The organism is Amaricoccus solimangrovi (genome assembly GCF_006385685.1).
GTDB classification, from domain to species: domain Bacteria; phylum Pseudomonadota; class Alphaproteobacteria; order Rhodobacterales; family Rhodobacteraceae; genus Amaricoccus; species Amaricoccus solimangrovi.
In genome coordinates this window covers 488,623-502,027 of the sequence record NZ_VFRP01000001.1, presented here as the reverse complement: position 1 = coordinate 502,027, position 13,405 = coordinate 488,623, and the positions used below count along the sequence as shown (strand labels likewise).

At 70.6% G+C, this 13,405-nt stretch carries 15 protein-coding genes; 6 read left to right on the top strand and 9 right to left on the bottom strand.

From position 1 onward, the window contains the following. Positions 1–11 precede the first annotated feature (11 nt). The 3 genes from surE to FJM51_RS02310 are packed head-to-tail and all read left to right on the top strand — an operon-like array spanning position 12 to position 2,674. Entirely contained in the window at positions 12–794 is a 783-nt protein-coding gene (gene surE, locus FJM51_RS02320; RefSeq protein WP_140452482.1) for a 5'/3'-nucleotidase SurE, read from the top strand. Between the two features lie 10 nt (positions 795–804). Continuing rightward, on the top strand, positions 805–1,452 hold the full coding sequence (locus tag FJM51_RS02315) for a protein-L-isoaspartate(D-aspartate) O-methyltransferase (protein ID WP_140452481.1): 648 nt from the start codon (positions 805–807) through the stop codon (positions 1,450–1,452). A 28-nt stretch (positions 1,453–1,480) separates the two neighbouring features. Continuing rightward, positions 1,481–2,674, top strand: coding sequence for a M23 family metallopeptidase (locus tag FJM51_RS02310; protein ID WP_140452480.1), 1,194 nt, complete (start codon positions 1,481–1,483; stop codon positions 2,672–2,674). Positions 2,675–2,723: 49 nt separating this feature from the next. On the opposite strand, the gene FJM51_RS02305 is transcribed toward FJM51_RS02310, so the two are convergent. From FJM51_RS02305 to FJM51_RS02270, 8 genes are all read right to left on the bottom strand, one after another. Further along, complete coding sequence (locus FJM51_RS02305; RefSeq protein ID WP_140452479.1) at positions 2,724–3,596, bottom strand: ATP-binding protein; 873 nt, start codon at positions 3,594–3,596, stop codon at positions 2,724–2,726. Next, positions 3,593–4,414 (bottom strand): twin-arginine translocase subunit TatC, encoded by an 822-nt coding sequence (tatC, locus tag FJM51_RS02300; RefSeq protein WP_140452478.1) that lies wholly within the window; start codon positions 4,412–4,414, stop codon positions 3,593–3,595. The genes FJM51_RS02305 and tatC overlap by 4 nt, the downstream gene beginning before the upstream one ends. Before the next feature lie 4 nt (positions 4,415–4,418). After that, the gene (tatB, locus tag FJM51_RS02295; protein WP_140452477.1) at positions 4,419–4,850 is read right to left on the bottom strand and encodes a Sec-independent protein translocase protein TatB; all 432 of its coding nucleotides are present in this window, start codon (positions 4,848–4,850) and stop codon (positions 4,419–4,421) included. Between the two features lie 6 nt (positions 4,851–4,856). After that, positions 4,857–5,078 (bottom strand): twin-arginine translocase TatA/TatE family subunit, encoded by a 222-nt coding sequence (locus FJM51_RS02290; RefSeq protein WP_140452476.1) that lies wholly within the window; start codon positions 5,076–5,078, stop codon positions 4,857–4,859. A 143-nt stretch (positions 5,079–5,221) separates the two neighbouring features. Beyond that, entirely contained in the window at positions 5,222–6,001 is a 780-nt protein-coding gene (locus FJM51_RS02285) for an SDR family oxidoreductase (protein ID WP_140452475.1), read from the bottom strand. 10 nt (positions 6,002–6,011) lie between these two features. Next, positions 6,012–6,635, bottom strand: a complete 624-nt coding sequence (locus tag FJM51_RS02280; RefSeq protein WP_140452474.1) for a nucleotide-binding protein — start codon at positions 6,633–6,635, stop codon at positions 6,012–6,014. Between the two features lie 149 nt (positions 6,636–6,784). After that, on the bottom strand, positions 6,785–8,110 hold the full coding sequence (locus FJM51_RS02275; protein WP_210240187.1) for a pyridoxamine 5'-phosphate oxidase family protein: 1,326 nt from the start codon (positions 8,108–8,110) through the stop codon (positions 6,785–6,787). Continuing rightward, positions 8,107–8,568: a pyridoxamine 5'-phosphate oxidase family protein gene (locus tag FJM51_RS02270; protein WP_140452473.1), complete on the bottom strand. Its 462-nt coding sequence runs from the start codon at positions 8,566–8,568 to the stop codon at positions 8,107–8,109. The genes FJM51_RS02275 and FJM51_RS02270 overlap by 4 nt, the downstream gene beginning before the upstream one ends. A 138-nt stretch (positions 8,569–8,706) precedes the next feature. On the opposite strand from FJM51_RS02270, the gene FJM51_RS02265 reads away from it, so the two are divergent. Both FJM51_RS02265 and FJM51_RS02260 read left to right on the top strand, forming a co-directional pair. Further along, the gene (locus tag FJM51_RS02265) at positions 8,707–9,222 is read left to right on the top strand and encodes a cupin domain-containing protein (protein ID WP_140452472.1); all 516 of its coding nucleotides are present in this window, start codon (positions 8,707–8,709) and stop codon (positions 9,220–9,222) included. Between the two features lie 42 nt (positions 9,223–9,264). Beyond that, positions 9,265–9,897, top strand: coding sequence for a YceI family protein (locus FJM51_RS02260; protein ID WP_140452471.1), 633 nt, complete (start codon positions 9,265–9,267; stop codon positions 9,895–9,897). Between the two features lie 16 nt (positions 9,898–9,913). Here FJM51_RS02260 and FJM51_RS02255 read toward each other — a convergent pair whose 3' ends face one another. After that, the gene (locus FJM51_RS02255) at positions 9,914–11,581 is read right to left on the bottom strand and encodes an alpha/beta hydrolase (protein ID WP_140452470.1); all 1,668 of its coding nucleotides are present in this window, start codon (positions 11,579–11,581) and stop codon (positions 9,914–9,916) included. Between the two features lie 119 nt (positions 11,582–11,700). On the opposite strand from FJM51_RS02255, the gene FJM51_RS02250 reads away from it, so the two are divergent. Next, positions 11,701–13,308 (top strand): peptide chain release factor 3, encoded by a 1,608-nt coding sequence (locus FJM51_RS02250; RefSeq protein WP_140452469.1) that lies wholly within the window; start codon positions 11,701–11,703, stop codon positions 13,306–13,308. Positions 13,309–13,405: the final 97 nt, after the last annotated feature.

Sequence of the window (13,405 nt, the reverse complement as noted above, 5' to 3'; positions counted from 1 at the left end):
AAGGAGCACGCATGCGCATTCTGATTACCAACGACGACGGGATCAGCGCCCCCGGCCTCGTCGTCGCGGAGGAGATCGCCCGCGAGATCGCGGGCCCGGACGGCGAGGTCTGGGTCGTCGCGCCCGCCTTCGAACAGTCCGGCGTAGGACATTGCGTCTCCTACATCCGCCCGATGCGGATCGAGCCGCTCGGCGAGCGGCGCTTCGCGGTCGAGGGGTCGCCGGCGGATTGCGTGCTGGCCGCGGTCTGCGACATCCTCGCCGAGACGCCGCCCGATCTCGTGCTCTCGGGCGTGAACCGGGGCCACAACGTCGCCGAGGACACGCTCTATTCCGGCACGATCGGCGGCGCGATGGAGGGGGCGCTGCACGGCTTCCGGTCGATCGCGCTGTCGCAGTATTTCGGCGCGCCGAGGCCGGACATGGATCTCTTCGGCGCCGCGCGCGAACATGGCGCGAAGGTGATCCGGCGCCTGGTCGACGGGGCGGGCTGGTCGAAGGCCGGCTACCACGTCTTCTACAACGTGAACTTCCCCGCCGTGCCGCCGGGAGAGGTGCTCGGCGTGCGCGCGACGGTCCAGGGGTCGCGGCCCGGCCCGACCTTCGGCACGCAGCCGCAGACCTCGCCGAACGGCCGCCGCTACCTCTGGCTCAAGCACGGCCACGGCAACGCCGGCGCCGCGCCGGGATCGGATGCGCGGGAATGCTACGAGGGCTATGTGACCGTCACGCCGCTGAGCGCGGATCTCACGGTGCGCGACCAGATCGCCCCCCTCGCCGAGGCGCTCGGATAGGAGAAGACCGATGGAACCCGCCGAGAGCCAGATGCAGTTCGTCTTCAACCTGCGCTCCCGCGGGGTCACCAACGCGGATGTGCTGAAGGCGATGGAGCGCACGCCGCGCATCGACTTTCTCGAAGGGATATTCCAGGACCGCTCCTACGAGGACACGCCGCTGCCGATCGCCTGCGGCCAGACGATCAGCCAGCCGACCGTGGTCGGGCTGATGACCCAGGCGCTCGACGTCACGCGGCGCTGCAAGGTGCTCGAGGTCGGCACCGGCTCGGGCTATCAGGCGGCGATCCTGTCGCATCTCGCGCGGCGGGTCTACACGGTCGAGCGCCACCGCGCCCTCGCGCTCCGCGCGCGCGACCTCCTGCGGCGGATGGAGCTCGGCAACATCACCGTGGTGCTGGGGGACGGGTCGATGGGCCTGCCCGAGCAGGCGCCCTTCGACCGCATCATGGTCACCGCCGCCGCCGAGGATCCGCCGCGCATCCTGCTCGAACAGCTGCGCGTCGGCGGGATCATGGTGCTGCCCGTCGGGCAGAGCGACGCGGTGCAGAAGCTCATCCGGGTCGACAAGAGCGCGACCGGCTACGACTACACCGATCTCGGAGCCGTGCGGTTCGTGCCCCTTGTGGAGGGAGTCGCCGAGGATGTATCCGACTGAAACCAGAGTGAATTCGGGAAAATCGACCATGCGAGACGCCAGAGCGCCGGGACCCGGCCCCATCGCCGGCGAGGTCCAGGGCAAGCGGCGGACCGGCGCCGCCGCCGCGCTGATGATCTCGACGGCCCTCGTCCTTTCCGGCTGCGCGGGATTCGAGCCGTTCGGAGCCGCGCCCGCCACCGGATCCGGCGCGGTGATCGCGAACGAGGCGCCGGATTCGCGCGGCGTCATCACCTATGCCTCGTATCAGGTCGTGGTCGCCCGCGACGGCGACACGATCGCCACCGTCGCGAACCGGCTCGGCATTCCGCCGGCCGAGCTCGGCAACCGCAACTCGCTGCCGACCGACTACATGCTGCGCCAGGGCGAGATCCTGCTGCTGCCCGACAGCTTCCCCCGCCCCGGCGCGCTCGGCGGCGACGTGACGAGCCAGCCGCTCGACGGCGGATGGAGCCCGGAGCGGGCCTCCCAGGCGATCGACGGCGGCGCGGCCACCCCCGCGGCGCCCGCCACCGCCGCCAATCCCTTCCAGAACGGGCAGACGGAACCGCTGATCGATCCCGTCCGCCACCGCGTCGAATCGGGCGAGACCGCCTATTCGATCGCCCGGCTCTATGGCGTCTCGGTCACGGCGCTGGCCTCGTGGAACGGGCTCGGACCCGATCTCGCGGTTCGGCCCAATCAGGAACTGCTGATCCCGATCGTCAGCGGCGCGAACAGCATCTCCTCCGCTCCGTCCGCCGAGGCGCCGGGCCAGGCGACGCCGGTTCCGCCCCCGCCGAGCGCCTCGACGCCCCTGCCCGAGAATATCGAGACGCCGCAGACCCCGGTCGCGCCCGATCTCGGCCAGTACCGCACGCCGCAGGGCGGACGGCTCGCCGCGCCCGTCACCGGCGCGATCGCCCGGCCCTACGACACGGCCAATCCGAACGGCGTCGGCTACGCCGCGGCCGCCGGAACCCCGGTGAAGGCGGCGGGCGACGGCGAGGTGGCGCTGATCTCGAACGAGCTCGGCGGTCAGGGCTCCATCGTGCTGATCCGCCACCGGGACGATCTGATGACGACCTACAGCACGCTCGCGAATGTCTCGGTGAAGAAGGGCGACAAGGTCCAGGCCGGTCAGGTGATCGGCGTCGTCGCTCCGCGCGACCGTCCGGAACTGCAGTTCGACGTCTTCCGCGGCACGACCAGCGTGGATCCGACCACCTACCTGCCGAAATAGCGGCGGCGGGCCGCCCCTCCGGGGGCGGCTCGGGGCTTTCCGGACCGGCTTACCCGGCGTCGAGCGCGACGCCGCGGCGTCCGGCGAGGTCGGTCACGTATTGCCATGCGACCCGCCCGGAGCGCCCGCCCCGGGTCTGGCTCCATTCGATCGCCTCGGCGCGCAGATCCTCCTCGGAAATGTCGATGCCGAAGGCGTCGCAATAGCCCCGGATCATCGCGAGGAACGCGTCCTGGCCGCAGGCGTGGAAGCCGAGCCAGAGGCCGAACCGGTCCGACAACGAGACCTTTTCCTCGGTCGCCTCCGACGGGTTCACCGCCGTCTGCCGCTCGTTCTCGATCATGTCGCGGGGCATCAGATGGCGCCGGTTCGAGGTGGCATAGAGCACCACGTTTTCCGGCCGGCCTTCGATCCCGCCGTCAAGAACGGCCTTCAAAGACTTGTAATGGCTGTCGTCCTTGTCGAAGCTCAGATCGTCGCAGAACAGGATGAAGCGATGCGCGGAGCCGCGCAGGATGGCGAGCAGCCGGCCGATCGAGGGCAGATCCTCACGGTGCAGCTCGATGAGCTTCAGCCGGCCGCCCGTCGCGCGCGCCCCCTCGGCATGCGCGGCCTTGACGAGGCTCGACTTCCCCATGCCCCGCGCGCCCCAGAGGAGCACGTTGTTCGCCGGGAAGCCTTTCGCGAACTGGAGCGTGTTCGCGAGCAGCGTGTCGCGGGCGCGGTCGACGCCGACGAGCAGGCCGATCTCGACGCGGGCGACGCGCGGGACCGGGTCGAGCCGGTCCGGATTCACCTGCCAGACGAAGGCGTCCGCCGCGTCGAGGTCGGGCGCCGGGCGCGGCGGCGGGCTGACGCGCTCCAGCGCGTCGGCGATCCGGCGCAGCGCCTCGGCGTCGATCAGCCGGTCGTCGAGGCTCATGCTTCCGATCCTTCGTCCCAGAGGCCCTGGGCGCGAAGCTCCGCCTCCTTCTTCTTCTCGAAATGGCGCACGAGGACGATCGAGAGCTCGTAGAGCGGATAGATGGCGAGGAAGAGCGTCATCTGGGACATGACGTCCGGCGGTGTCGCCAGCGCGGCGACGATCAGGAGCAGCACAACCGCGTAGCGCCGGAAGCCGCTCAGCTGACCCGCGGAGACGAGCCCCGCGATCCCCATCAGCGTGAGCAGGACCGGAAGCTGGAAGCAGAGGCCGAAGGCGATGATGAATTTCATCGTCAGGCCGAGGTATTCGTTGATCGTGCCGAGATACTGGATCTCGACCTGCTCCCCCGCCACCGGCCCGGCCCCGAACTGCTGGAAGCTCAGGAAGAAGTCGTAGGCGAGCGGCATCACCACGAAGAAGGCGAAGGCGCCGCCGAGGATGAAGAGGACCGGCGAGGCGATCAGGAACGGCAGGAAGGCGCGCTTCTCCTGCCGGTAAAGCCCCGGCGCCACGAAGCGCCAGAGCTGGAAGGCGATGTAGGGGAAGGCGACGACGAAGCCGCCGAAGACCGAGATGCGGACCTGGGTCATGAACCCCTGCTGCAGCCCGGTGAAGATCAGTTCCGGCTTCTGGCCGTGCTCGACGAGCAGTTCGTAGAGCGGCGCGGCGAGGAAATTGAAGATCGGTCCCGCCACGGTATAGGCGGCGACCATCGCGACGCAGAAGGCGATGACGCAGCGCACGAGCCGCGTCCGGAGCTCCGCCAGATGCTCGATCAGCGGCGCGGTGGTGTCGTCGATATCCTTGTCGCTCATCGCCTCACGCCGCCGGACCCCGGCCAGCCTCCTGCTCACCGGCCGCGGCCGTCGCCTCCCTCGGCGCGACCGTCGTCTCGGGCGCGGAGGGATCGGGTGTCGGCGCGCCTTCCGCTCTGGCCGGCGCCGGGGCCGGGGCGGCCGGATCCGGCACGGCGGCGGGTTTCGGCGAGGTCATCGACTGGGCGAACTTGCGCGCGTTGCCCGTGGCATTGTCGAGCCCGCGATCGATCGCGCGCAGGCTCTCCGACATCTCGGACACGCCCGCCTCGTTCGCCGCCTGCTCCATCGAGCGCTGGAACTCGCGCGCCATGCCGCGCGCCTTGCCCATGAAGTTGCCGGCGGTGCGGAACAGCGCCGGCAGGTCCTTCGGCCCGACGACGATCAGCGCCACCAGCCCGATCAGGAACATCTCACCCCAGCCGATATCCAACATGGCGGATCAGACTTTTTCCTTTTCGGGCGTGATGTCGCGCGCCTGTTCGGCGGCGGTCACCTTGCGCTCGTTGTCGAGCTCCTCGGAGCCTTCCTTCATCCCGCGCTTGAAGCTGGTGATGCCCTTGCCCACCTCGCCCATCAGCCCCGACACCTTGCCGCGTCCGAAGAGCACCAGCACGACCACGGCGATCAGGAGCAGGCCGGCCGGACCGATATTGTTGAACATGTCTCGCCTCCATCGAGCGTGCGGGGCCGCGAGGCCCCGGAGCGTCAGACATATGGCGATTGCGGGCCGCGTTCAAACCCCAAACGTCGCCGCGGGCGCACTAAGAAGTGAACCGCCGGCGGTGCCGCGGCCCGCCGCCCCGTTCAGAGCGTGCTGTTGAAGGCGCCGCCGTCGAGCAGGACGTTCTGGCCGATCATGAAGCCGGAATGCCGGGAGCAGAGGAAGGCGCAGACGGCGCCGAATTCCTCCGGCCTGCCGTAGCGGCCGGCGGGGATCGTCGCCGCCCGGCGCGCGCGCGCCTCCTCCCGGCTGATCCCCTCGGCCTTCATCACGCCGCCGTCGAGCGAGGTGGCGCGGTCGGTGTCGTGGATGCCCGGCAGCAGGTTGTTGATGACCACCCCCTTCGAGGCCACCTGCCGGCTCGTCCCGGCGACGAAGCCGGTCAGCCCGGCGCGCGCGCTGTTCGAGAGGCCGAGGGCGGCGATCGGCGACTTCACCGATTGCGAGGTGATGTTCACGACGCGGCCCCAGCCGCGTTCGATCATCCCGGGCAGCGCCGCCTGCATCAGCGCGATCGGGGTCAGCATGTTCGCGTCGAGCGCCTTGACGAAGTCGTCGCGGCTCCAGTCAGACCAGAGGCCCGGGGGCGGGCCGCCGGCGTTGGTGACGAGGATGTCGGGCGCGGGACAGGCGGCCATGACCTCCGCCCGGACCGCCTCGGTCGTGATGTCGCCCGCCACCGTCGTGACCGCGACGCCGTATTTCTCCCGGATCGCCGCGGCGGTCTCCTCGAGCGCCTCGGCGCCGCGCGCGTTCAGCGTGAGATCGACGCCCGCCTCCGCCAGCGCCTCGGCGCAGCCGCGCCCGAGCCCCTTCGACGCGGCCGTGACGATGCCCCCGCGTCCCCTGATTCCGAGATCCATTGCCTTCTCCTCAGTCCAGCGCCGCCATGACCGGCGCCCATTGTTCCCGAAGCGGCGCGAGCGCGCGCCTGCGGTCGTCGAAGATCCCGAGCCCCCGTTCGGCAAGCTCGGCGTAGGCCGCGCGCTCGGTGATCCAGCCGAGCGGCTCCTGGCCGAGATCGGCCAGCGTGACGCGCAGCCGCTCGCTGAGGCGGCTCCGCGCCTGCGCGCGATTGGCGAGAACGCGCAGCCCGACCTTGCCCTTGCGCACCCGCTTCATCTCCTCGAGTTCCTTCAGGAAGCGCCGCGTCGAGTCGATGTCGAAGAACGACGGCATGACCGGCACGATCAGTTCCTCGGTCTCGGCGACGAGCTTCGCCGCGCGGTTTCCCTTCAGCGCGCCGGGCGCGTCGATCACCAGCCAGTCGAGCCCCTTCGGCGCGTCGCCGATCTCGCCCGCGTCGGTCCAGTCGAGCCCACGCAGGCTCGCCGCCCCGGCCGGCCGCGCCTTCAGCCAGCGCAGCGCCGATTTCTGCGGATCGGCGTCGGCGAGCGCGACCGCGCCCCCCCGCGCCGCGAGCGCCGAGGCGATGGTGATCGCGACCGTGGTCTTGCCGACCCCGCCCTTGCGATTGGCGATGAGAACCGTGCGCATCCTTCCCCCTTCGCGCGGGGGCTCGGCGCGCTCCGCCCCCGCGACCCGCCCGTATCCGGGCGTGCTGTCCCTCTTCCCGCGCTCCCCTGGCGGTTCGCCGCGCCACCTTAGGGTTCCGCGGGACGGGTGCAACCCCGCGCGTCGCCCGATCAGGCGTGCGTCTCGATCACCGGCAGGCCGGCGAGGTCGAGCCGGATCCGCCCCCGGCCAGGCCGGGTGAGCCGCGCGGGGCATCCCCGCTCCTCGAGCCGCTGGCGCAGGAGCAGCAGGCGGGTCTCGAGATTGTCGCGGAAATCGGGAAGCCGGAGGTCGGGGGCGAGGCGGATCTCGCGGTTGGTGAACTCGACCCGCCCCTCCTCGAGATGGCGGCGCAGCAGATAGACGAGCAGCCGGCCCGCCACGCCCTTGATCACATAGGCGTTGTCGATGAAGACGCTGTCGTCGTAGCGGTGATGGGCGACGCGGAAGGCGGGGCCCGCGCCCGGCGCGGGCAGCGCCTCCGCCGGCGCCGGCGCCTCCTCCGCCATGCGCTCGGCAAGCTGCGAGGCGGCCGCCATCTGCCCGGCGAGGAGCGTCAGCGCCGCCGCCGCGCGGCGGCCGAAGGCGAGGCGGCGCGGGCTCTCGGCGAAGATGACGCCGATGAGGTCGCCCCGCGCGATCAGCGGCACCGCGATCTGGCTGTTGGCGTCCGGCAGGCGCGGCAGCGGGATCTCGCGGATGTCCTCCGACGAACTGGCACGGATCGCGGCGCCGAAGCGTGCGACGCGGCTCATGTCGCTCACCTTCACGACGCAGCGCCCGGCCGCCGCCCCGCCCGCGATGCCTTCGCCGAGCGGAACCTCCGACCCGGCGCCGGAACTCGGATAGCCCCGGCTCGCCACCGTCACCAGCCGCTCGCCCGCCGGATCGTACTGGAAGAGGATCGCGGCCGGACAGCCGAGCTTCCCCGTCAGCCCGTCGAGCAGCGCCGCCGTCAGCCCCGCGACCTCGGTCTCGCGCGCGAGATCCTGCCCGATCTCCGCCGCGATCCCCGCCCAGTCGCGCCGCCGCGCCGGGGCCGGCGGCGGATCGGGCACCGGCAGCGCGCGCACCGCCTCGACCCGGAAGAGATCGACGCTGTCGAGCCGCATCACGCCCGCCATGCCGATCTGCGCGCTGCTCGCCCGGAGGCTCGCCGCCATGTCGCGAAAGAGCGGCCCTTCGCGCTCGTTCCGCAGCCAGGTCACGTCGAGCCGGTACTGCTGCCCGGTCGCCCCGTCGACGAGCATCAGGCAGGCGCTCGGATTGGCGCGCAGATTGTCGACCGTCTTGCCGAAGAACTGGTTCGAGAGCGCGACATGGCGGTCATCGACCAGATCGACGTGGCTGAGGTAGGAGATGTTGGGCACGCCGTCGGCCGAGGAGGTGGCGATGATCGACGGCACCACGCCCTCGAAGCAATCCTCGAGTTCGGCCAGCGGCGGAACCAGGCTCACGCCACCACCCGCCCCGCCCGGGGACCCGGCGTCTGCTCGAACACGCGGTCGACGGTGAAATCGGCGATCACCAGATCGCGGTCGGTCAGCCAGCAGGCGATGAGCGCGAGCGGGATCTCGAGCCGGTTCAGCATCGCCGCCGCCTCGCGCACGTAGCGCCCGCCCGCCTCGCGCTCGGATGGCTCGGGGTCGCGCAGCCGGGCACGGCCCTTGAGCTGGAAGGCCTCGTAGGTGTCGGGCCGCACGAAGGTGGCCGAGATCATCCCGTTCGCGCGCAGATTCGCCACCGTCTCGGGCCAGAGCCAGCCGGAGATCGCGAGGCTGATCCCGCCCCGGTCGTCCCAGGCCCGTCCGCCGGTCCCGCGCGCGATCATCGGCCGGTTGGCCGCGTCCCGCGTTCCGATCGTCATCAGCACCGGCCCCGATACGAAGGCCGCGAGTTCCTCGGTCACGCGCAAGCGGCAGGTCCCCGGAGAAAGGAGAGAATCTTAAGAGACTTTTAGGAATGCGCGAACATGGCTTAGGAAGCAATTAAGAACCGCTCCGCGCCCGCTTCGGGTATTGATCCGTCAGTCAACAAAGCACGGAGCGAAACGATGAACCTGCCCCTTTCCCCCGCCGCGCTGGAGCCGGCCCGGCCGGCCGCGGCGCCCGCCGGCGCCGGGGAGGCCGCGCTCTTCTTCGGCAATGGCCGGGTCGAGATCCAGGCCTCCCGCCTCGCCGGCGACGACATCTGCGTGATGGAGCACTGGCTGCCCTATGGCGAGGGGCCGCCGCTGCACATCCACCGCGACGAGGAGGAATTCTTCTACCTCGTCGAGGGCCGGATGTGGTTCCGGGTCGGCGGCGAGGACCGCGTGATCGAGGCGGGCCAGTGCCTGCTCGGGCCGAAGGGCGTCGCGCATACCTACGCGGTGCTGAGCCCCGGCGGCGCGCATTGCCTGACGATCACCTCCGGGACCGATTTCGAAGGGCTGGTGCGCGAACTCTCCCGCCCGGCCAGCGGCCCGGGCCTGCCGCCCCATGTCGCGCCCACGCCCGAGCAGGTTTTCGCGCTCGGCCGCGCCTGCGCGCGCCATGGCATCGAGGTGGTCGGCGCGCCGATCCGCTGAACCTCTCCCTACATTTCAATCACCTATCTGAAAGGACCAGTCATGATCCGTCCGATCCTGCTCGCCTGCGCGCTCGCCGCCGCCTCCGCCGCCGCCTCCGCCGCCCAAGCCGCCGAGCCGGCGCTTCCGAAGCTCGACCCGGCGCCCGCCGGGCTCTACGCGAGCGATCCGGCCCATACCTCGGTGATCTGGAGCTTGGAGCATTCCGGCCTGTCGCACTGGACCGCGCGCTTCATCGACGTCGACGCGAAACTCGACTGGAAGCCCGCCGATCCGACCGCCTCGACGCTGCGCGTCGCGATCGATCCCGCGAAGCTCCGGACCGACTTCCCGCATCCCGAGGAGACCGATTTCGACGGGATGATCGCGACGAACGAGGATTTCCTCGCCGGCGCGCCGCTCACCTTCGTCTCGACCTCGATCGAGCGGACCGGGGAGAAGACCGGCCTCGTCCATGGCGATCTGACGATGCGCGGCGAGACCCATCCGGTGACGCTCGACGTGACCTTCAACGGCTCGATGGCCGATCACCCCTTCAGCCACGAGGCCAAGGTCGGCTTCTCCGCCGAGGCGAGGTTCAACCGCTCCGACTGGGGGATGACCGTGCTCCTGCCCTTCATCGGCGACGAGATCACGCTCCGGATCGAGACGCAGATGATCGGCCAGGAGGGCTGAGCCCCGCGCGGCCCGCTCAGAACGGCGCGGGCCGCGCCGCGAACAGCGCCTTGAGCGCCTCCGCGCGCGCGGGCGACCAGCCGGGCGGATCCGTGACCGCCGCCCAGCCGTCGATATAGTCGGGCGCGACGTAGAAATGCCCGAAGCGCGGCGTCTTGAGCGAGATCGCGGAATCGACGGCGAGCTGGAGCATCGTCACCACCGGGAACCAGCGCAGTTCCGGCGCCACGTCGGGCGCGCGTGGCGCCGCGAGGAAGGCGGGCGGGCGGAAGGCGCTGTCGAAGGTGAAGAGCACGATCGGGTCGCTGCCGTAGTTGAGAAAGACCAGCCGGGTCGGCCCCCAGGGGGTGAAGTCCGCCGCGAGCCCGCCCTGCTGGTTCATCGCGCGGACCAGCGAGCCGTTGCCCCAGCGCGGCCGCCAGACCGGGCTGTCCCGATGGCGCCCGTCGCGGACCCGCGCCCACAGCGGGCTGAAGAAGGGCGAGCCCGCCCAGAGCGCGCCCTGGATCGGATCGCCGAGCATGTCGAGGATCGGCAGCGTCGTCTCGGTATTGTAGGCGCCCTGGCTCAGCCCGTGGACATAGAACTTCGGGCGATGGTCGCGCGGCAGGCTCCGCCAGTGCTCGTAGACGAGGTTGAAGAGTTCGCGCGCCTGCTCCACCCCCGCCGAGCGGTCGTCGATCAGCGAGAGCACGCTGGTGAGATAGGAATACTGGACCGCGACCGTCGCCACGTCGCCGCCGAGCATGAATTCGACGGTGTCATGCCCGCCCGGGTCCATCCAGCCGGTCCCGACCGGCACGGTGACGATCAGCGCGGAACGCTCGAACCCGCCGAGCCGGATCAGCTCCCTCAGCGCGATCTCGGCGCGCTCCCGCGCGGTCGGCGCCGCGCCGAGGCCGACATAGACGCGCACCGAATCCTTCGCCCCCGCGCCGAAGAAGCCGGCGATCTCGTCCCGGGTCGGCGCGGTCGCGACGAAGGAGCGGCCCCAGCGGCCCATCTCGTTCCATTCGACCAGCGAGCCCGGGCCGCCGGCCCTGTCCGGACGGCTCGGCCGGGGAATGTCCGGCTCGATCCGCGCGTCGGCGGCGGCGAAGGAGGCGTTGGCCGCGCGCATCGCCTGATCGAGCGCGGTCCGCTCCACCGCGATCCAGACCAGGAGCAGCGCCAGCGCGGTGCCGAGCATCGCGCTGACCCTCGGCGGCAGCACCCGCTCGAGGAGCCGGCTCACCCGCCGGATCGCCTCGCCGATGGCCCGGAAGACGAGCCAGAACGCCGCGAAGACCGCGAGGCCGATCGCCGCCACCTCCAGCGGATAGGAGGATTCGACCGGCGCCACGCCGGTCACCGCCCGGACCGCGTTCTGCCAGCCGGTGACCCGGGTGAGGCAGAAGGCGGCGATGGCGAGCGCGATCACCGCCGCGCCGAGGCGGACCGGCCCGCGCCAGGCGCGCGGCCCGACCGGCAGGCCCAGGAAGCGCCAGATCCATTGCAGGAGCCCGCCGATCTCGTGCCCGATGGCGGCGGCGAGGCCGCCGAGCAGGCCGAGCAGCAGCGGATCGCGCGGCGCGAGCGACGGCGTGAGCGAAGCCCCGAAACAGGCCGCCGCGAGGACGAGGCCGATCGGCGATATACGCGGCCAGGCCGGATCCTCCGCCCATTCCCGCTCCGCGACCGCCATGCGCCATCCCCCGAATCGATGTCCCCGCCTCTGGCTAGCACGCGGGCCGCGGCGCCATCTATCCCGACGGCCGTCGCGGGGACTTCCGCCCTGCCCGGCCCGCCGCTATATGACCGCCCATGCTGGACCGTTCGACAAATCATCCGCCGCTGCCGCCCGAGATCGCCCGGCGCCGCACCTTCGCCATCATCTCGCATCCGGACGCGGGCAAGACCACGCTCACAGAGAAGTTCCTGCTCTACGGCGGCGCGATCCAGATGGCGGGACAGGTGCGCGCCAAGGGCGAGGCGCGGCGCACGCGCTCGGACTTCATGAAGATGGAGCAGGACCGCGGGATCTCCGTTTCCGCCTCCGCGATGTCCTTCCCGTTCCGCGACTGGTGGTTCAACCTCGTCGACACGCCCGGCCACTCGGATTTCTCCGAGGACACCTATCGCACGCTGACCGCCGTCGACGCCGCGGTGATGGTGATCGATGGCGCGAAGGGCGTCGAGAGCCAGACGCGCAAGCTCTTCGAGGTCTGCCGGCTGCGCGACCTTCCTATCCTCACCTTCTGCAACAAGATGGACCGGGAAGCCCGCGATACCTTTGAGATAATCGACGAGATCCAGCAGGAGCTCCAGCTCGACGTCTGCCCCGCCTCTTGGCCGATCGGCATGGGGCGCGACTTCCTCGGCTGCTACGACATGCTGAACGACCGGCTCGAGCTCATGGACCGCGCCGACCGCAACAGGCGGGCGGAGAGCGTGAAGATGGAGGGGCTCGACGATCCGCGCATGGCCGATCATGTGCCGGCCGACCTGCTCGAAAAGCTCCGCGAGGAGGTCGAGATGGCGCGCGAGCTCCTGCCCGCCTTCGACCACCAGGCGATGCTCGATGGAAACCTCTCGCCGATCTGGTTCGGCTCTGCGATCAACTCCTTCGGCGTGCAGGAACTGATGGCGGGAATCGGCGCCTATGGCCCGGAGCCCGAGATCCGGCCCGCCGCGAGCCGCGAGGTCGGCGCCTGGGAAGCGCCGGTGACGGGCTTCGTCTTCAAGGTGCAGGCCAACATGGACCCGAAGCACCGGGACCGCGTCGCCTTCGTGCGCCTCTGCTCAGGCCATTTCGAGCGCGGAATGAAGCTCCTGCACGTGCGCTCCGGCAAGCCGATGGCGATTTCCAATCCGGTGCTCTTCCTCGCCGCCGACCGCGAGATCGCCGAGGACGCCTGGGCGGGCGACATCATCGGCATCCCGAACCATGGCCAGCTCCGGATCGGCGACGCGCTGACCGAGGGAGAGGCGCTGCGCTTCACCGGCATCCCCTCCTTCGCGCCGGAACTCCTGCAGACCGTGCGCTCGGGAGATCCGATGAAGGCGAAGCATCTCGAGAAGGCGCTGCTGCAATTCGCCGAGGAAGGCGCGTCGAAGGTCTTCAAGCCCAATATCGGCTCGGGCTTCATCGTCGGCGTCGTCGGGCCGCTGCAGTTCGACGTGCTGGCGAGCCGGATCGAGCAGGAATACGGGCTCCCGGTCCGGTTCGAGCCGACGCAGTTCACCTCGGCGCGCTGGATCTCGGGGCCGAAGGACAAGATCGAGGCTTTCGTGAAGGCCAACAAGGGCCACATGGCCGAGGATCACGACGGCGACCCGGTCTACATGACGCGCCTGCAATGGGACATCGACCGCGTGGAGCGCGATTTCCCGGAGCTGCGCCTTTCGGCGACGAAGGAGATGATGGTCTGAGGGAATGGCGGACAAATGTCCGCCCTACGCGACCGTAGGGCGGACCTCGGTCCGCCTTCCCCGCCTCCGAACAGAAAGGGCGGCGCCCCCGGCCCCG

Excerpts from the sequence above, each read along its gene's own strand:
- surE (WP_140452482.1), top strand. The coding sequence starts at position 12 with ATGCGCATTCTGATTACCAACGACGACGGGATCAGCGCCCCCGGCCTC.
- FJM51_RS02315 (WP_140452481.1), top strand. The coding sequence starts at position 805 with ATGGAACCCGCCGAGAGCCAGATGCAGTTCGTCTTCAACCTGCGCTCC.
- FJM51_RS02310 (WP_140452480.1), top strand. The coding sequence starts at position 1,481 with ATGCGAGACGCCAGAGCGCCGGGACCCGGCCCCATCGCCGGCGAGGTC.
- FJM51_RS02305 (WP_140452479.1), bottom strand. The coding sequence starts at position 3,596 with ATGAGCCTCGACGACCGGCTGATCGACGCCGAGGCGCTGCGCCGGATC.
- tatC (WP_140452478.1), bottom strand. The coding sequence starts at position 4,414 with ATGAGCGACAAGGATATCGACGACACCACCGCGCCGCTGATCGAGCAT.
- tatB (WP_140452477.1), bottom strand. The coding sequence starts at position 4,850 with ATGTTGGATATCGGCTGGGGTGAGATGTTCCTGATCGGGCTGGTGGCG.
- FJM51_RS02290 (WP_140452476.1), bottom strand. The coding sequence starts at position 5,078 with ATGTTCAACAATATCGGTCCGGCCGGCCTGCTCCTGATCGCCGTGGTC.
- FJM51_RS02285 (WP_140452475.1), bottom strand. The coding sequence starts at position 6,001 with ATGGATCTCGGAATCAGGGGACGCGGGGGCATCGTCACGGCCGCGTCG.
- FJM51_RS02280 (WP_140452474.1), bottom strand. The coding sequence starts at position 6,635 with ATGCGCACGGTTCTCATCGCCAATCGCAAGGGCGGGGTCGGCAAGACC.
- FJM51_RS02265 (WP_140452472.1), top strand. The coding sequence starts at position 8,707 with ATGAACCTGCCCCTTTCCCCCGCCGCGCTGGAGCCGGCCCGGCCGGCC.
- FJM51_RS02260 (WP_140452471.1), top strand. The coding sequence starts at position 9,265 with ATGATCCGTCCGATCCTGCTCGCCTGCGCGCTCGCCGCCGCCTCCGCC.
- FJM51_RS02255 (WP_140452470.1), bottom strand. The coding sequence starts at position 11,581 with ATGGCGGTCGCGGAGCGGGAATGGGCGGAGGATCCGGCCTGGCCGCGT.
- FJM51_RS02250 (WP_140452469.1), top strand. The coding sequence starts at position 11,701 with ATGCTGGACCGTTCGACAAATCATCCGCCGCTGCCGCCCGAGATCGCC.